Below are 17876 nucleotides of genomic sequence, written 5' to 3' on the forward strand. Positions count from 1 at the left end.
CACTCGCTCGAACACCTTCGCTTCGTCACCACCGAACTCAACGAACGCCCCAGGGCGGCGCTAGGCTACCGCCCACCAGTCGAAAAGTTCGCTGAGCTCATCGGTGCATCCACCACTTGAAACCGCCTCACGCGAACCGGTGTGACATTCGTCGGGGGGAGGGAAATGTGGGCTCAGTTCTCGACGAGTTCGGGAATGGTTTCTTCCTCGGGCGGATCGGCCGGTGCGCTGAGGCGGTTGCCGAGCACCGAATGCCTGCGGCTGTAGGCGAAGTAGATCACCACGCCGAGCGCCATCCAGACGAAGAAGCGGATCCACGTCTCGACCGACAGGTTCAGCATCAGCCAACCGCAGGCGAGCACGGCGAGGATCGGTACGAGGGGCACGAGGGGAACGCGGAATCCCCGCTCGAGGTCCGGGCGGGTGCGGCGCAGAATGATCACGCCGATGCACACCAGAACGAAGGCGAAAAGTGTGCCGATGTTCACCATCTCCTCGAGGGTGCCCATCGGGAAGAACGCGGCAAGCAGGCCGACGACGGCTCCGACGACGAGGGTGATGCGAACCGGTGTGCCCTTGCTTCCGGTGCGTGCGAGCTTCTTGGGCATGAGCCCGTCACGGGACATCGCGAACAGCACGCGTGTCTGGCCCAGCATCATCACCATCACGACGGTGGTCAGGCCCGCGAGGCCACCGAAGTTGATCGCGGTCTGGGCCCAGGTGATCCCGTGGGCTTCGAATGCGGTCGCGAGAGTTGCGCTGCTGTCGCCGACGAGTGGGCTGCCGGTGCGAAGGTCGGTGTAGTGCACCATCCCGGTGAGAACGAGGGTGACGGCCACGTACAGCACGGTCACGATTGCGAGGGAACCGAGAATGCCACGTGGCAGTGCCTTCTGGGGATTCTTGGTCTCTTCGGCGGTGGTGGCGACGACGTCGAAGCCGATGAAGGCGAAGAAGACGAGACTGGCGGCGGCCAAGAGTCCGTACCAGCCGTAGGTGCTGCCGTCGGCGCCGGTGAGGAACGAGAACAGACTCTGATGGACCCCGCTGGCGGTGCTCTCGGCGCCTTCGCTCGGCGGAATGTAGGGGGAGTAGTTCTCCTTCTTGATATAGAAGGCGCCGACTGCCACGACCAGCAATACGACGGCGATCTTGATCGCGGTGACCACGGCCGACACCCGCGACGACACCTTCGTGCCCGATACGAGGACTGCGGTGATGGCGCCGACGATGATGAGGGCGCCCCAGTCGAAGTCGACAGGCCCCAGGTGTGCGGTGGTCGAGCCGCTGAATCCGAGGACGTTGCCGAGATAGAGGGACCATCCCTTGGCCACGACGGCGGAGGCGAGTGCGAACTCGAGGATCAGATCCCAGCCGATGATCCACGCGACGAATTCACCGAAGGTGGCGTAGGAAAAGGTGTACGCGCTGCCGGCGACCGGGACGGTGGACGCGAATTCGGCGTAACACAGTGCGGCGAGTCCGCAGGCAATCGCGGCGAGTACGAATGCGAGTGAGATCGACGGTCCTGCAACGTTTCCCGCTGTTCGAGCGGTGAGGGTGAAGATGCCGGCGCCGATCACGACGGCGACACCGAACACCGTCAGATCCTTGGCCGTCAGCTCGCGGCGGAGTCGACTTCCGGGTTCGTCCGTATCCGCGATCGACTGCTCGACGGATTTCGTGCGCCATATGCCGACTCCGGGCATGGGAACTCCTCGATTCGTGCAGAGACTGTGATTCAGGTCTCATTGATGAATCGAGGGAACCACTGGTGATCGGTCTGCGCAAGGAATCGTGGAGAAACTGAGCTATCTGATCAGTGATCGAGAATCGAACGACGTCCGAACTGCGCGGACCGATCACTTCGACGTCGCCCTACTGCGACCAATGTCACACCGGTTCGCGTGAGCTGAACCGGTGTGACATTGGTCGGGGGTGGGGTCAGGGAACCTGGCGGACGGCACCCTTGTCGGCCGAGGTGGCGAGCGCGGCGTAGGCGCGTAGTGCGGTGGTGACGGTGCGCTGACGATCGACGGGCTTCCAGGGGTTCTCGCGTGCCTCCATCTTGGCGCGGCGCTCGGCCACCACGTCGTCGTCGACCAGAACCTCGAGCGCGCGGGATGCGACGTCGATGCGGATGCGATCGCCGGTCTCGACGAGGCCGATGACGCCGCCCGAAGCGGCCTCCGGGGAGATGTGTCCGATCGAGAGTCCCGAGGTGCCACCCGAGAATCGTCCGTCGGTGATCAGGGCGCACTTCTTACCGAGGCCCGCGCCCTTGAGGAACGCGGTGGGGTGCAACATCTCCTGCATTCCCGGTCCACCGGACGGACCTTCGTAACGGACCACGAGGACGTCGCCTTCGGTGATCTTCTTCTGGAGGATGGCGGAGACGGCCTCCTCCTGAGACTCCACCACCAGTGCGGGGCCTTCGAAGGAGTAGAGATCCTCGTCGATACCGGCGGTCTTGAGGATCGCGCCGTCGAGAGCGATGTTGCCGCGCAGCACCACGAGGCCGCCCTCGACGGTGTAGGCATTTTCGACGTCGCGGATGCAGCCACCTGCGGCGTCGGTGTCCAGCGACGACCAACGGTTCTCGGTGGAGAACGGCTCGGTGGTCCGGACGCCGCCGGGTGCGGCATGGAACAGCTCGAGGGCTTCCTCGGTTGCCTTGCCCGAACGGATGTCCCAGTCGTCGAGCCACTGACCGAAACTCTTGGTGTGGACAGTGGAGACATCGGTCTCGAGGAGTCCGCCGCGACGAAGCTCGCCGAGAAGGGCCGGAATTCCGCCCGCGCGGTGCACGTCTTCCATGTGGTAGTCGGAGTTGGGGGAGACCTTCGACAGGCACGGCACCTTGCGGCTGATCGCGTCGATGGTGTCGAGGTCGAAGTCGACCTCGCCCTCCTGTGCAGCGGCGAGGGTGTGCAGGACGGTGTTGGTCGATCCGCCCATCGCCACGTCGAGCGCCATCGCGTTACGGAAGGCGGCAGGGGTGGCGATGTTGCGGGGGAGTACCGACTCGTCCTCGTCCCGGTAGTACTTCAGAGCCGCCTCGACGACGGCGGTGCCGGCACGGCTGAACAGAGCGCGGCGCGCTTCGTGTGTCGCGAGCGTGGATCCGTTGCCGGGCAAGGCGAGACCCAGCGCCTCGGTGAGGCAGTTCATCGAGTTCGCCGTGAACATTCCCGAGCAGGAACCGCACGTCGGGCAGGCGCTGAGCTCCACCTCGGACAGTCCCTCGTCGGACACTGCATCGTTGGCGCTCGCAGAGATCGCGGTGATGAGGTCGGTGGGTGCCTGGGCGACGCCGTCGACCACGACGGCCTTGCCGGCTTCCATCGGGCCGCCCGACACGAAGACCGTCGGAACGTTCAGTCGCATTGCGGCATTGAGCATCCCGGGGGTGATCTTGTCGCAGTTGGAGATGCAGACGAGGGCATCTGCAGTGTGCGCGTTGACCATGTATTCGACGGAGTCGGCGATGATCTCGCGACTGGGCAGTGAGTAGAGCATGCCGCCGTGACCCATTGCGATGCCGTCGTCCACTGCGATGGTGTGGAATTCGCGGGCCACGCCGCCTGCCGCACCGATGGCCTCGGCGACGATCTCGCCGACGTTCTTGAGGTGAACGTGACCGGGAACGAACTGCGTGTACGAGTTCGCAATCGCGACGATCGGTTTCCCGAAGTCCGAGTCGGTCATTCCGGTGGCGCGCCAGAGTGCACGGGCGCCTGCGGCGTTTCGTCCTGCGGTGGTGGTTCGAGACCTCAGCGGGGGCATGAATTATTCCTTATATGGGCTGATAGAACTGCTACTCAACGCTACTCGCGAGTTATTGCTCCGATTCGCGGGGTCCTGGTCCGTCGGCTTCCGATTCGCTCGATTCCGTTTCCCGAGCGTCGGCCTGCGCCGCATACGGATCGGGTACTCGGCCACGGCTCGCCGCGGAGATCTGTGGCAGTCGGTCGAACGTGACGACGGGAAGCTTCACCTCGCCGCCGTCGGCGAGTGCTGCACGTGCCCAACCGTGATCCGGGAAGCGGAAGCCTGCGATTTCTTCCCATTTCAGTTTTCGAGAGCTGACGAGATTGCGAAGTTCGAGGCCGTCCTCGGTGACCGTCGTGCGCACGCGGGCCACCCAGATGCACGCCACGATCGGGGCGATCAGTAGCCAGCCGAAAGCGAGCGGCCAACCGAAGACCGGGAACGTCACGGCAAACAGGAGAAATGCGCACCCGATGTAGGCGAGTGGCGAAATCCGTATGACCTGCCGGGGAGTCTTGGCCGTATGGGATGATGGACGAGGTGGCACGGGCTGCTGCGAAGTTGACACCTCTACATCCTCGCACTGCAGCCGATGTATCCTACATTCTGGGACGGTCGACTCACCAGGTTTGACTGTTCACCGTTTGCGCGCCTAACGTCGAGCGCGTGAAACAGAATGAGTTGCTCGTAATCGGCCGGCGCGTCGTCGCCTGAGTCGATTCCTCAACTCGCAAGATAACGACGCGCCACCCTCGTACAGCATTGTGCTGACGGGGGTTTTTTGTTGCCCGGAGCCAGAATCAGAGGATTTTCCAGTGAGCGCACCAACTGCACGGCCCCAACCCACACCGCGGAAGGCGGCGGCCTCCGGCCCCGCCGCCGCGGCAGCAGCAACGCCGACGGGTAGCCGCCGCCAACTCGCCCCCGAGCGAGTCACCGGCGCACAGTCGGTCGTTCGCGCACTCGAAGAACTCGAGGTCGATACGGTCTTCGGGCTCCCGGGTGGGGCGGTTCTTCCGGTGTACGACCCGCTCTTCGATTCGAAGAAGGTTCGGCACGTCCTCGTGCGGCACGAGCAGGGCGCAGGTCACGCCGCCACGGGCTATGCACAGGCGACCGGCAAGGTCGGTGTCTGTATGGCCACGTCCGGTCCCGGCGCCACCAACCTGGTGACCCCTTTGGCCGACGCCCAGATGGATTCGGTTCCCGTCGTGGCCATCACCGGGCAGGTCGCCCGCAACCTGATCGGCACCGACGGCTTCCAGGAGGCCGACATCTCCGGCATCACGATGCCGATCACCAAGCACAACTTCCTGATCACCGATGCCATCGACATCCCGCGGATCATCGCCGAGGCATTCCACCTCGCGGAGAGCGGGCGTCCGGGTGCGGTGCTCGTCGACATCCCCAAGGACATCCTGCAGGCCCAGACCACGTTCTCGTGGCCGCCGGAGATGCGTCTGCCCGGATATCGTCCGGTCACGAAGCCGCACGGCAAGCAGGTCCGTGAGGCGGCCCGCCTGATCACGGACGCCAAGCAGCCCGTTCTCTACGTCGGCGGCGGCGTCATCAAGTCCGACTCCTCCCAGGAACTGCTCGAACTGGCCGAGCTCACCGGCATTCCTGTGGTGACCACTCTCATGGCGCGGGGTGCCTTCCCGGACAGCCACACGCTGAACTGCGGCATGCCCGGCATGCATGGAACCGTCGCCGCCGTGGCCGCGCTGCAGCGGAGTGACCTGCTGATCACCCTCGGCGCCCGGTTCGACGACCGTGTGACCGGTCAGCTCAGTTCCTTCGCGCCGGACGCGAAGGTGATCCACGCGGACATCGACCCCGCAGAGATCGGGAAGAACCGGTACGCGGACGTGCCGATCGTCGGTGACTGCAAGGAGGTCATCGGTGAACTCATCGAGGCCGTCAAGGCAGAACTGGCGACCGGAACGAAGTTCGAGCTGTCGGAGTGGTGGGCGTACCTCGACGACATCCGTAGCACCTACCCGCTGTCATACGACCGTCCTACCGACGGCGCGCTCTCGCCCGAGTTCGTGATCCAGGCCGTCGGACGCCTGGCGGGCCCGGACGCGATCTATTGCGCCGGCGTCGGCCAGCACCAGATGTGGGCTGCGCAGTTCGTGAAGTACGAGAAGCCCCGCACCTGGCTCAACTCGGGTGGTCTCGGCACGATGGGCTACGCCGTCCCGGCCGCGATGGGCGCGAAGATGGGCATGCCGGACTCGGAGGTCTGGGCCATCGACGGTGACGGCTGCTTCCAGATGACCAACCAGGAACTCGCGACGTGCGCGGTCGAGGGCGTTCCGATCAAGGTTGCGCTCGTCAACAACGGCAACCTCGGCATGGTGCGGCAGTGGCAGACCCTCTTCTACGAGGAGCGCTACTCCAACACCAACCTCGGTACTCACGGCGCGGTGCGCATCCCGGACTTCGTGAAGCTGGCGGAAGCGCTGGGCTGCCACGGTATTCGGGTCGAGCGTGAAGAGGACGTGGAAGCCGCGATCCGCGAGGCACAGTCGATCAACGACCGACCGGTCGTCATCGACTTCATCGTCGGTGCGGATGCTCAGGTGTGGCCGATGGTCGCCGCCGGCACCAGCAACGACGAGATCATGGCGGCACGGGGCATCCGTCCGCTGTTCGACGAAGACGAAGCGGTCGCCGAACCGGCCGTCATCCACGAAGCCATGGAGCGCGAGATGCGCGCCGCCGAGGAGGATCAGCAGTGAGCACGAGCCACACCCTCAGTGTTCTCGTAGAGGACAAGCCGGGCGTGCTGGCCAGAGTTGCCGCACTGTTCTCCCGTCGTGGATTCAACATCGAGTCGCTCGCAGTCGGTGGTACCGAGATCCCCGAGATCTCGCGTATGACCATCGTCGTCACCGTCGACGAGTTCCCCCTGGAGCAGGTGACGAAGCAGCTCAACAAGCTGATCAACGTCATCAAGATCGTCGAACAGGACGGTGACGCTTCGGTCGCACGTGAACTCGTGCTGATCAAGGTGCGGGCGGACGCGAACGTCCGGACACAGGTCATCGAGACGGTGAACCTGTTCCGCGCCAAGGTGATCGACGTTTCTCCCGAATCGGTCACGATCGAGGCGACCGGAACCCGGTCGAAGCTCGACGCGCTGCTGCGCATGCTCGACCCGTACGGTATTCGGGAGATCGTGCAATCCGGTGTGGTGGCCGTCGGTCGCGGACCGAAGTCCATCACCGCCACCCGCTAGTACTTACTTCGAGAAGAAAATCCAAGAAAGAGGTTGAGAAGTGGCAGTCGAGATGTTCTATGACGACGATGCCGATCTGTCGATCATCCAGGGCCGCAAGGTTGCTGTGATCGGCTACGGAAGCCAGGGCCACGCGCATTCGCTGAGCCTGCGTGACTCGGGTGTCGATGTGCGCATCGGCCTCAAGGAGGGCTCGAAGTCGCGTGCGAAGGCAGAGGAGCAGGGCCTGAAGGTCGGCACCCCCGCCGAGGTCTCCGAGTGGGCCGACGTGATCATGGTGCTCGCACCCGACACCGCTCAGGCGTCGATCTTCACCGCTGACATCGAGCCCAACCTGAAGGACGGCGACGCCCTCTTCTTCGGACACGGACTCAACATCCACTTCGACCTGATCAAGGCACCGGAGTTCGTCACCGTCGGCATGGTCGCTCCGAAGGGCCCCGGACACCTCGTGCGTCGCCAGTTCGTCGACGGCAAGGGTGTTCCCGCGCTCATCGCGGTCGATCAGGACCCGAAGGGCGAGGGCCAGGCTCTGTCGCTGTCCTACGCCAAGGGCATCGGCGGCACCCGCGCCGGCGTCATCAAGACCACGTTCAAGGAAGAGACCGAGACCGATCTCTTCGGCGAGCAGGCCGTTCTCTGTGGCGGCACCGAGGAACTGGTCAAGACCGGTTTCGAGGTCATGGTCGAGGCCGGATACGCCCCCGAGATGGCGTACTTCGAGGTTCTGCACGAGCTCAAGCTCATCGTCGACCTCATGTACGAGGGTGGCATTGCCCGCATGAACTACTCGGTGTCCGACACCGCGGAGTTCGGTGGCTACCTGTCCGGACCGCGCGTCATCGATGCGGACACCAAGGAGCGCATGAAGGCGATCCTGGCCGACATCCAGTCGGGTGAGTTCACCCGCCGCCTGGTCGCGAACGTCGAGAACGGCAACACCGAACTCGAGGGCCTGCGCAAGGAGAACGCCGAGCACCCGATCGAGGTCACCGGCAAGAAGCTGCGTGACCTGATGAGCTGGGTCGATCGCCCCATCACCGAGACCGCCTGAGTCTCGTTGTCGAAGTCCGGCCCGGTGTCGCAATTGCGACACCGGGCCGGACTCGTTTCCGGCGCGCGCGTCTGTAAGCGAAATCACGGCCGACGTTCCACTATGTGGTATTGCGGACCAGGATGCGGTTTCGGAGTGAGTACGCACTAAGCTGGGGGTGCTCGAATCACCCCCACACCCACCTATCCAGGGAGTTTGCACGTGAGCCAGCCAGGCCGTCCTGTTGTACTGATCGCCGACAAGCTCGCGCAATCGACCGTCGATGCGCTCGGCGACAGCGTCGAGGTGCGATGGGTCGACGGCCCGGACCGTCCCGCGCTGCTCGCTGCCGTTCCGGAGGCGGACGCACTGCTGGTTCGTTCGGCCACCAAGGTCGATGCCGATGTGCTCGCCGCAGCCACGAAGCTGAAGATCGTCGGCCGCGCAGGTGTAGGCCTGGACAACGTCGACATCCCCGCTGCGACCGAGCGCGGTGTGATGGTCGTGAACGCACCCACCTCGAACATCCACTCGGCCGCCGAGCACGCCGTCGCGCTGCTGATGTCGACCGCACGTCAGGTCCCGGCAGCAGACCGCACTCTGCGTGAGAACACCTGGAAGCGCTCGAGCTTCAACGGCACCGAGATCCTCGGAAAGACCGTCGGTGTCGTCGGACTCGGCCGGATCGGCCAGCTCTTCGCTCAGCGTCTCGCCGCGTTCGAGACCAACATCATCGCGTACGACCCCTACCTCCCGGCGGCTCGCGCAGCCCAGCTCGGAATCGAACTGGTCGACATCGACGAGCTCGTCGAGCGTGCCGACTTCATCTCGGTGCACCTCCCCAAGACCAAGGAAACTGCCGGCCTGATCAACGCCGAGCGCCTCGCTCGCGCCAAGGACGGCGTCATCATCGTCAACGCCGCTCGTGGCGGGCTCATCGACGAGGACGCGCTGTACGACGCGCTCGTGTCGGGCAAGGTCGGCGGCGCCGGCCTCGACGTCTTCGAGTCGGAGCCCTGCACCGATTCGAGGCTGTTCGAACTGCCCAACACCGTCGTCACCCCGCACCTCGGCGCCTCCACTTCGGAAGCGCAGGATCGCGCGGGTATCGACGTCGCGAAGTCGGTGCTGCTGGCGCTCGCGGGCGAGTTCGTGCCGGACGCGGTCAACGTCAGTGGTGGCCCGGTCGGTGAAGAGGTCGCGCCGTGGCTCGAGCTGGTTCGCAAGCTCGGCCTTCTCGCCGGAACCTTGTCGACCGACGCAGTGCAGACCGTTCAGGTCGTCGCGAGTGGCGAGCTGTCCGCAGAGAAGGTCGACATTCTCGGCCTGGCCGCACTGCGCGGCGTGTTCTCGGCTTCGAGCGACGAGGCGGTCACTTTCGTCAACGCACCGCAGATCGCGGAGCAGCGCGGCGTCTCGGTGTCGGTCGACACCCACTCGGAAGCCTCCACTCACCGCAGTGCCGTCGAGGTGCGCGCCGTGTCCGGTGACGGAGCCGTCACCTCGGTGACCGGCGCCCTCACCGGTCTGCAGCAGGTCGAGAAGATCGTGAACGTCAACGGCCGCAGCTTCGATCTGCGCGCACAGGGGCAGAACCTGGTCGTCCACTACACCGATCGTCCCGGCGTGCTCGGAACCCTGGGCACGGTGCTCGGAAATGCCGGCGTCGACATCCAGGCCGCCGCACTCAGCCAGGACGCGGAGGGTGAGGGCGCAACTGTGATCCTCCGCGTGAGCAAGGTGGTCGGCGACGCAGAGGTCGCAGCCATCGTGTCCGAGCTCGATGCTCGCGTCGCGCAGGTCGACCTGTCGTGAAGCTTGCCGTAATTCCCGGTGACGGCATCGGCGTCGAGGTCACGGCAGAGGCACTGAAGGTGCTCGAGAAGCTGGTCCCCGAATTGGAGACCACGGAATACGACCTGGGCGCTCGCCGCTACAACGCAACAGGTGAATTGCTCCCCGAAGGCGACCTCGAGGCGATTCGCAAGCACGACGCGATCCTCCTCGGCGCCATCGGCGATCCTTCGGTCACACCCGGTGTGCTCGAGCGTGGGCTCCTGCTCAACATGCGTTTCGCGCTCGACCATCACGTGAACCTGCGTCCTTCGCAGCTGTACCCGGGCTCCACATCGCCGTTGGCCGCGCAGCCGGACATCGACTTTGTCGTGGTGCGGGAGGGGACCGAGGGCCCGTACACCGGCAACGGTGGCGCGATTCGAGTGGGAACTCCGCACGAGATCGCGACCGAGGTCTCGATCAACACGTGGTTCGGCGCCGAGCGTGTCGTTCGGTATGCGTTCGCGCTCGCGCAGACGCGGAACAAGCACGTGACGCTGATTCACAAGACCAACGTGCTCTCGAATGCGGGTGCGATCTGGACCCGCGCGGTCGAGACGGTCGCAGCCGAGTATCCGGAGGTCGAGACGGCGTACTGCCACATCGACGCGGCGACCATCTACATGGTCACCGATCCGTCCCGCTTCGACGTGATCGTCACGGACAATTTGTTCGGCGACATCATCACGGACCTCGCAGGAGCGGTCACCGGCGGTATCGGACTGGCAGCGTCGGGGAACATCGACGCCTCCGGAACCAACCCGTCGATGTTCGAGCCTGTACACGGCAGTGCACCGGACATCGCTGGTCAGGGCATTGCGGATCCGACCGCTGCAATCCTTTCTGCGGCACTGTTGTTGCGTCATCTCGGACGCGCCGACGATGCTGCCCGGGTGGAAGCAGCCGTCGAAGCGGATCTCGCTTCGCGTGGCGACTCGAAGGTCGTCACCACCGAGGTCGGCGATCGTATCGCCGCAGCGCTCTAGCTCGAATCACGTTCGGATTCCACAGGAATCATCGGTATCGCAGCGGCGGGAAACGCCGCTGCGATACCGAAGGCCAGTGGAAAGCTCACTGCGCCGATGATCGCCCCGAACACGGGCGGCACCACGGACGCTGCGACGAACTGACCGGTGTTCTGCATCCCGAGGGCACGTCCGCTCCAGAACGGCCCCGAAATCTCTGCGACCGCAGTGAACGCCAATCCGTTGGGGGCAACGGTGGCAACCGAAGCGGCCATCAGCACGATCACCGAGGCCGTGAGATCGAACTGATCGGTCACCGCGAGCAAGAGCATCAGAACAGCGCCCGTGATGGCGACGAGGCGCATCGGGCGGAGCCTGGTGCCCACTCGATCGGACCAGTAGCCCACCGCGATACGTCCCGCTGCGCCCAGAAGCTGCGAAGCGGTGATCATCAATCCTGCCGATGTCGCATCCCAATCCCGTTCCGAGATCAGCCACACGAGGGCGTAGGTCCATACGGTGTATTGCGGCACCACGAGCAGAACCGACGCGGCATGGATGCGCCACAGAACAGCGCTGTCGCGATAAGGGTTGTCGAGCAATCCCTGTTCGGCTGCGACGCCGCGATCAGGGCGCGGTGGATCGACGATCCCGACGATGCTCGCGGCTGCCGCCACCGCACACACGGCCGCCGGAAGCGCGATCGCCCAGCCGATGCCGTGGGAATCGGCGATCGGGGGGATGGTCATTGCGGCACAGGCGATGCCGAGGGGAAGCGACATCTGGCGTATCCCCATTGCCAGTCCGCGACGCTCTGGCGGGAACCAGCCGACGACCACCCGGCCACTGGCCGCGTTCGCCGCCGATGCTGCCATTCCGCCCACCATCAGAAGCAGTGTGATCCAGGGGAGTGACGGCGCCAGTGCCGCGCCTGTTGCGGCTGCGGCGGCGAGAGCGAGCCCGGCCGCGAGCACGATGCGTTCGCCGAACCTGTCGGCCAGGCCGCCCCACAGAACGAGCGTGAGCATCACACCCACCGTGGGTGCTGCGACCACGATTCCGGTGTGCGCCAACGTCAGACCGTGGTCCTTCTGAAGCGTCGGAATGAGGAAGGCGACGCCGTTCACCAGGATGGCCTGCGCAGCCTGCGCGAACATGCCGAGGCCGAGCATCCACCACTTGCGCGTGGACGAGATGTTCTCGGCAGCCCGAGGTATTCGCATAGCATCTCGCATTCTGAGATCCCGTTCCCAATGATTGGTATTCGTGCGAAGTCTATACCTCTGTGCCGATCCGATAGACTCGGCGCCATGCGTCTAGGTCGAGTAGCAAGCCCTGATGGGGTCGCGTTCGTGAGCATCGAGGGTGACGGTGACGATGCTCGGGCGAAGGAGATTGCCGAGCACCCTTTCGGCAATCCCACGTTCACGGGGCGTAGTTGGGCCCTGGCGGATGTCCGGCTCCTCGCCCCGATCCTCGCGAGCAAGGTGGTCTGCGTCGGGAAGAACTACGCCGCGCATGTTGCCGAAATGGGTGGGGAGGCGCCGGAGGATCCGGTGATCTTCCTGAAGCCGAACACGTCCATCGTCGGTCCTGGTGCGCCGATCGTGCTTCCGGCCTCGTCGACGGAGGTGCACTACGAGGGTGAACTCGCCGTGGTGATCGGCCGCCCCTGCAAGGACGTTCCCGCCGCGAAGGCACTCGACGTCGTGCTGGGTTACACGGTCGGCAACGATGTGTCCGCTCGCGATCATCAGCGCAAGGACGGTCAGTGGACGCGGGCGAAGAGTCATGACACGTTCTGCCCGCTGGGTCCCTGGATCGAGACATCACTCGATCCGTCCGATCTCGATGTGAAGACCGAGGTCGACGGTGTGGAGAAGCAGAACAGCAACACTGCGCTGTTGCTGCACACCGTTCCCGAGATCATCGAATGGGTATCGTCGATCATGACGCTCCTACCGGGAGACGTCATCCTCACGGGAACACCGGAGGGGGTCGGCCCGATAGTGAACGGACAGACGGTCTCGGTGACCATCGGTGGAATCGGAACCTTGAGCAACCCGGTGGCATCCAAGCGCTGAGGACTAGCCTGTCAGACGACCTTCACTTTCCACGCCGACCCGAGTGAGCCATGAGTACCAGCGAAGTCCGTGTCCGATTCTGCCCGTCGCCTACCGGGACCCCGCACGTGGGTCTTGTACGAACGGCCTTGTTCAACTGGGCGTTCGCCCGGCATCACGAGGGCTCCTTCGTCTTCCGTATCGAAGACACCGATGCGGCTCGCGACAGTGAAACCTCGTACCAGGCCATTCTGGACGCCCTGCGCTGGCTCGGTCTGGATTGGGACGAGGGTCCGGAGGTCGGGGGCCCGTATGCGCCGTACCGTCAGTCCCAGCGCCGCGACCAGCACATCGAGGTCGTGTCCCAGTTGCTTGCTGCGGGAGAGGCGTACGAGTCGTTCTCCACGCCCGAGGAGGTCGAGGAACGGCACAAGGCTGCGGGGCGTGATCCCAAACTGGGATACGACAACTTCGACCGTGATCTGAACGACGAGCAGCGAGCTGTGTACCTGGCGGAGGGGCGAAAGCCCGTGGTGCGGTTGCGTATGCCCGACCACGACCTGACCTGGACCGACCTCGTACGCGGCGACACCACCTTCAAGGCAGGGACGGTTCCGGACTTCGCACTCACACGCGGGAACGGAGTTCCCCTCTACACCTTGGTGAATCCGGTCGACGACGCTCTGATGAAGATCACTCACGTGCTTCGCGGCGAGGATCTGTTGTCGTCCACTCCGCGGCAGTTGGCCCTGTACGAGGCACTCCAGCGAATCGGCGTTGCCGAGTTCACACCGGAGTTCGGCCATCTCCCGTTCGTGATGGGGCAGGGCAACAAGAAGCTCTCCAAGCGTGATCCCGAGTCGAATCTGTTCATCCATCGGGATCGCGGATTCGTTCCGGAGGGGCTGCTGAACTACCTCGCGCTTCTCGGTTGGGGTATCTCCGACGACCACGATGTGTTCTCGCTGGACGAGATGGTGGCGGCATTCGACATCTCGAAGGTCAACTCGAACCCGGCCCGTTTCGACCAGAAGAAGGCCGATGCGATCAATGCCGAGCACATTCGACTGCTGGAGCCTGCGGACTTCAGGGACCGGCTGCGCGAGTACCTGACGCACCACGGCCACCTCGACAGCGCTATCGACGATGCGGTGTTCGCCGCCGCAGCCGAGCTGGTGCAGACCCGCATCGTCGTGCTCTCGGACGCCTGGGGTCTGTTGAAGTTCCTCTTCGTGGACGAGTCGAGCTTCGTCGTCGACGAGGCGGCCGCGGCAAAGAACCTCAAGGAGGATTCTGCGCCGGTCCTCGACGCCGCGATCGACGCGCTGAGCGCCGCCGGCGAATGGAACGCGACCACGATCGAGGAAGCCCTCAAAACGTCGCTCATCGACGGATTGGGGCTGAAACCGCGCAAGGCCTTTGCACCCGTTCGAGTCGGGATCACGGGCTCGCACATCAGCCCGCCTCTGTACGAGTCCATGGAACTGCTCGGAAAGGACACCTCGCTGGCTCGCCTGCGGGCGGCGAGGGCGTCCGTCGCCGCGTAGAAGGCCTTGAAAACGTGCTCTGACCATACGATTTGGTAAACCACACCGGGGGGCTGGTAATCTCTTCTTCGGCCCGAGGCGGTCCGCGAAGCGTTTACGCCGAGCGAATCGAGCACGGCCATTGGGGTATGGTGTAATTGGCAACACAGCGGTTTCTGGTACCGCCATTCTAGGTTCGAGTCCTGGTACCCCAGCGGAAATTCGGTCGATTTTGAGACCGAACCTCAGCGAGCTAAGCTTGCCGAGCTTCCAAGAGAAATAGAAGTCCTGGCCCCGTCGTCTAGCGGCCTAGGACGCCGCCCTCTCAAGGCGGTAGCGCGGGTTCGAATCCCGTCGGGGCTACAAAGAAGAAGTCCTCCGATCGATGATCGGAGGACTTCTTCGTTTCGGCGTGGCTATCCGGTCTTGCGGCGGAAGTCGCGTTTGTGGTCTGCGGGGCCGTGCGCGTCGTGGATCTTGGTGTGCGAATCCTTGTGATCCACGGAATGTGAATCCTGGTGATTCTTGCGCTCCAGTGCCTCGCGGAACTTTTGCTTCGTATCGTCGCTTGATTCGGTCACGATGCCTCCTCGATAACGGTGTGTATCGAAACTACGCCGCGTACCCGGGAATGGCCCGTGATTTCTTTGCGCCCTATCGGTGGTGCGCGGTGTCGCCGGCAATCGGCATTGCCGGGATGCCGAGCTTGCGATGGTCCCATGAGCGGGTGCGCTCCGGAATCAGGCGGACGACCACGCGATTGTGCAGCAATTGTTCGATTGCGGGCTGAAGGTCGTCGCTGTACGGGCCCGTGTAGCGCTCCCACACGCTGACGCCCACGGCGAATGCGGCTTCGGGGTCGTCGACGATTTCGCCTCGTCCTTCGATCGCGACGCCACGCAGCGAATCGTAGGTGTCGCCGTCCTCGATCATCAGCGTCATGCGGTCGTCTCGGCGAAGGTTCACTGCCTTCTGCGATTTCGACTTGGTCTCGAACCAGATCTCGCCGTCGACCACCGCGTACCACATGGCGACGAGGTGAGGGGTCCCCGTCTTTCCGATGGTCGCCATGGTGGCGACTCGGCTGCGTGCGATGAAGTTGGTGATCTCGTCTTCGCTCATCGTGATCTGAGCGCGTTGATTGTTTCCCAAGGCCTTGCTCCTGTTCGTCGATTCAGAGACGTTTGTGTAGTGCCTCCGCTGCGGCGAGGAGATCCGCCGCCCAGCGGGCGCCCGGTCGGCGACCCATTCGGTCGATGGGTCCGGAGACGGAGATCGCCGCGATCACCGCGCCGTTCGAGTCTCGGACAGGTGCCGCGACACTGGCGACGCCCTGTTCGCGTTCGGCCGCGCTCTGAGCCCACCCGCGACGGCGTACTTCGAGGAGCACGCGCTCGCCGAACGAGGCCTCGGGGAGTACCGCGCGCTGCGTCTGTGGGTCGGCCCAGGCCAGTAGGACTTTTGCGCCGGAGCCCGCAGTCATGGGAAGGCGTGCACCGACGAGTACGGTGTCGCGAAGGCCCGCAGGAGGCTCCATCGACGCGATGCAGATGCGTTGTGTGCCTTCGCGGCGGTACAGCTGGACGCTTTCCCCGGTGATCTCGCGGAGTCGCGGAAGAACGAGCGCGGCGGCGGAGACGAGAGGATCGTTGGCGGTGGCGGCCAACTCGGCCAATCCGGGGCCGGGGCACCACAAGCCGTCGTTGTCGCGGGTGAGTAGGCGATGGACCTCGAGACCGACGGCGAGGCGATGAGCAGTCGCGCGCGGAAGTCCGGTTCGTCCGCACAGTTCGGTGAGGCTGCAGGGCTCCTCGGCGACCGCGTGCAATACGCCCATGGCTTTGTCGAGGACTCCGATGCCGCTATGCTGTCTCATAGGTCGATACCAACTTCTCGCATATTGGGATCATAGCGCACGCGGCACTCGATGTGGGCATCCCGAGAAGAGAGTTGCGACGACACGAAGATTGCGCACACCAGTTCACGTACAGAGGTGGAACAGATGGCAGAGAAAGCACGCACCCTCGCCGAGAAGGTCTGGGACGACCACGTCGTCGTCCGTGGCGAAGGCGACAGCCCCGACCTCATCTACATCGACCTCCATCTCGTCCACGAGGTGACCAGTCCACAAGCGTTCGACGGTCTGCGCCTGGCAGGTCGTGGCCTGCGCCGTCCAGACCTCACCATTGCCACCGAGGACCACAACGTTCCCACGGTCGACATCGACAAGCCGATCGCGGACCCGGTTTCGAAGACACAGGTCGACACCCTGCGCCGCAATTGCGAAGAGTTCGGTGTTCGTCTGCATCCCATGGGGGACATCGATCAGGGCATCGTCCACGTCGTGGGTCCGCAGCTGGGGCTGACGCAACCCGGGATGACCGTCGTGTGCGGCGACAGTCATACCTCCACGCACGGTGCATTCGGTGCGCTGGCAATGGGTATCGGTACGAGCGAGGTCGAACACGTGATGGCGACCCAGACACTGTCGTTGCGGCCGTTCAAGACCATGGCGATCACGGTCGACGGCGAATTGTCGCCCGGCGTCACCAGTAAGGACCTCATCCTCGCTGTCATCGCGAAGATCGGGACCGGCGGTGGACAGGGCTATGTTCTCGAATATCGGGGCGAGGCCATCCGAAAGATGTCCATGGAAGCGCGGATGACGATCTGCAACATGTCGATCGAGGCCGGCGCTCGCGCCGGCATGATCGCGCCGGACGAAGTGACGTACGAATTCGTCAAGGGTCGCCCGCACGCGCCGCAGGGTGCCGACTGGGATGCAGCAGTGGTCGCCTGGGAACAACTGAAGACGGACGACGGTGCGGTCTTCGACAACGAGGTCCACATCGACGCATCGAACCTCACCCCGTTCGTCACCTGGGGCACCAACCCGGGGCAGGGGCTGCCGCTGGGGGAGAAGGTTCCGGACCCGGCCGACATCGTCGACGAGAGCGAGCGCTACTCGGCCGAGAAGGCGTTGGCCTACATGGGACTCGAAGCGGGAACGCCGCTGCGTGAGGTCGGAGTGGACACCGTGTTCGTCGGCTCGTGCACGAACGGCCGAATCGAGGACCTGCGAGCGGTCGCCGAGGTCCTTCGTGGACGTCATGTGGCAGAAGGTGTCCGAATGCTGGTCGTGCCCGGTTCGATGCGAGTGCGCGCTCAGGCGGAAGAAGAAGGTCTGGGCGAGGTGTTCGTCGCCGCAGGTGCCGAGTGGCGTCAGGCGGGCTGCTCGATGTGCCTGGGAATGAACCCCGATCAGATCGCGCCGGGGGAGCGTTCGGCGTCGACCTCCAACCGCAACTTCGAAGGCCGGCAGGGCAAAGGCGGCCGCACGCACCTCGTCTCGCCCTTGGTGGCCGCGGCCACCGCGGTTCGCGGAACGTTGTCGGCACCGTCGGATCTGGTCTAGGACCCGAGGAATTTAGGAGATAT

General features: G+C 64.4%; 15 protein-coding genes and 2 tRNA genes. 10 read left to right on the forward strand and 7 right to left on the reverse strand.

Going from position 1 to position 17876, the window contains the following annotated elements; all coding sequences use genetic code 11:
• Positions 1-173: 173 nt before the first annotated feature.
• From ACZI8R_RS09225 to ACZI8R_RS09235, 3 genes are all read right to left on the reverse strand, one after another.
• The gene (locus ACZI8R_RS09225; RefSeq protein WP_463379305.1) at positions 174-1709 is read right to left on the reverse strand and encodes an amino acid permease; all 1536 of its coding nucleotides are present in this window, start codon (positions 1707-1709) and stop codon (positions 174-176) included.
• A gap of 235 nt (positions 1710-1944) precedes the next feature.
• Complete coding sequence (gene ilvD / locus ACZI8R_RS09230) at positions 1945-3786, reverse strand: dihydroxy-acid dehydratase (protein ID WP_463379306.1); 1842 nt, start codon at positions 3784-3786, stop codon at positions 1945-1947.
• Positions 3787-3838: 52 nt separating this feature from the next.
• A complete protein-coding gene (locus ACZI8R_RS09235; RefSeq protein ID WP_463379664.1) occupies positions 3839-4318 on the reverse strand; it encodes a PH domain-containing protein in 480 nt (159 codons plus the stop codon).
• A 268-nt stretch (positions 4319-4586) separates the two neighbouring features.
• Between ACZI8R_RS09235 and ACZI8R_RS09240 the strand changes: the two genes are divergently transcribed.
• The 5 genes from ACZI8R_RS09240 to ACZI8R_RS09260 all read left to right on the forward strand — a co-directional run bounded on the left by ACZI8R_RS09240 (position 4587) and on the right by ACZI8R_RS09260 (position 10870).
• On the forward strand, positions 4587-6515 hold the full coding sequence (locus tag ACZI8R_RS09240; RefSeq protein ID WP_463379307.1) for an acetolactate synthase large subunit: 1929 nt from the start codon (positions 4587-4589) through the stop codon (positions 6513-6515).
• Positions 6512-7015, forward strand: coding sequence for an acetolactate synthase small subunit (gene ilvN / locus ACZI8R_RS09245; protein ID WP_463379308.1), 504 nt, complete (start codon positions 6512-6514; stop codon positions 7013-7015). The genes ACZI8R_RS09240 and ilvN overlap by 4 nt, the downstream gene beginning before the upstream one ends.
• Positions 7016-7067: 52 nt before the next feature.
• Complete coding sequence (ilvC, locus tag ACZI8R_RS09250; protein ID WP_463379665.1) at positions 7068-8069, forward strand: ketol-acid reductoisomerase; 1002 nt, start codon at positions 7068-7070, stop codon at positions 8067-8069.
• Between the two features lie 201 nt (positions 8070-8270).
• Positions 8271-9863 (forward strand): phosphoglycerate dehydrogenase, encoded by a 1593-nt coding sequence (gene serA, locus ACZI8R_RS09255; protein WP_463379309.1) that lies wholly within the window; start codon positions 8271-8273, stop codon positions 9861-9863.
• A complete protein-coding gene (locus ACZI8R_RS09260; RefSeq protein ID WP_463379310.1) occupies positions 9860-10870 on the forward strand; it encodes a 3-isopropylmalate dehydrogenase in 1011 nt (336 codons plus the stop codon). The genes serA and ACZI8R_RS09260 overlap by 4 nt, the downstream gene beginning before the upstream one ends.
• Here the strand turns inward: ACZI8R_RS09260 and ACZI8R_RS09265 are convergent.
• Positions 10867-12084, reverse strand: a complete 1218-nt coding sequence (locus tag ACZI8R_RS09265) for an MFS transporter (RefSeq protein WP_463379311.1) — start codon at positions 12082-12084, stop codon at positions 10867-10869. The genes ACZI8R_RS09260 and ACZI8R_RS09265 overlap by 4 nt on opposite strands.
• 75 nt (positions 12085-12159) lie before the next feature.
• On the opposite strand from ACZI8R_RS09265, the gene ACZI8R_RS09270 reads away from it, so the two are divergent.
• The 4 genes from ACZI8R_RS09270 (at position 12160) to ACZI8R_RS09285 (ending at position 14801) form a co-directional block, all read left to right on the forward strand.
• Positions 12160-12933: a fumarylacetoacetate hydrolase family protein gene (locus tag ACZI8R_RS09270; RefSeq protein WP_463379312.1), complete on the forward strand. Its 774-nt coding sequence runs from the start codon at positions 12160-12162 to the stop codon at positions 12931-12933.
• Between the two features lie 50 nt (positions 12934-12983).
• A complete protein-coding gene (gene gltX, locus ACZI8R_RS09275; RefSeq protein WP_463379313.1) occupies positions 12984-14459 on the forward strand; it encodes a glutamate--tRNA ligase in 1476 nt (491 codons plus the stop codon).
• A gap of 122 nt (positions 14460-14581) precedes the next feature.
• A tRNA-Gln gene (locus tag ACZI8R_RS09280) sits at positions 14582-14653 on the forward strand.
• Between the two features lie 75 nt (positions 14654-14728).
• A tRNA-Glu gene (locus ACZI8R_RS09285) sits at positions 14729-14801 on the forward strand.
• Positions 14802-14854: 53 nt separating this feature from the next.
• Here ACZI8R_RS09285 and ACZI8R_RS09290 read toward each other — a convergent pair.
• The 3 genes from ACZI8R_RS09290 to ACZI8R_RS09300 form a co-directional block, all read right to left on the reverse strand.
• Positions 14855-15019, reverse strand: coding sequence for a DUF5302 domain-containing protein (locus tag ACZI8R_RS09290; protein ID WP_463379314.1), 165 nt, complete (start codon positions 15017-15019; stop codon positions 14855-14857).
• Between the two features lie 73 nt (positions 15020-15092).
• On the reverse strand, positions 15093-15590 hold the full coding sequence (locus ACZI8R_RS09295; protein ID WP_463379315.1) for a pyridoxamine 5'-phosphate oxidase family protein: 498 nt from the start codon (positions 15588-15590) through the stop codon (positions 15093-15095).
• Between the two features lie 22 nt (positions 15591-15612).
• Positions 15613-16314 carry an IclR family transcriptional regulator gene (locus ACZI8R_RS09300; protein ID WP_463379316.1) on the reverse strand — a complete coding sequence of 234 codons (702 nt, stop codon included), beginning with the start codon at positions 16312-16314 and terminating at the stop codon, positions 15613-15615.
• 126 nt (positions 16315-16440) lie between these two features.
• Between ACZI8R_RS09300 and leuC the strand changes: the two genes are divergently transcribed.
• Positions 16441-17853, forward strand: a complete 1413-nt coding sequence (leuC, locus tag ACZI8R_RS09305; protein ID WP_463379317.1) for a 3-isopropylmalate dehydratase large subunit — start codon at positions 16441-16443, stop codon at positions 17851-17853.
• The last annotated feature ends 23 nt before the right edge of the window (positions 17854-17876 follow it).

Source organism: Rhodococcus huquni, assembly GCF_055231055.1.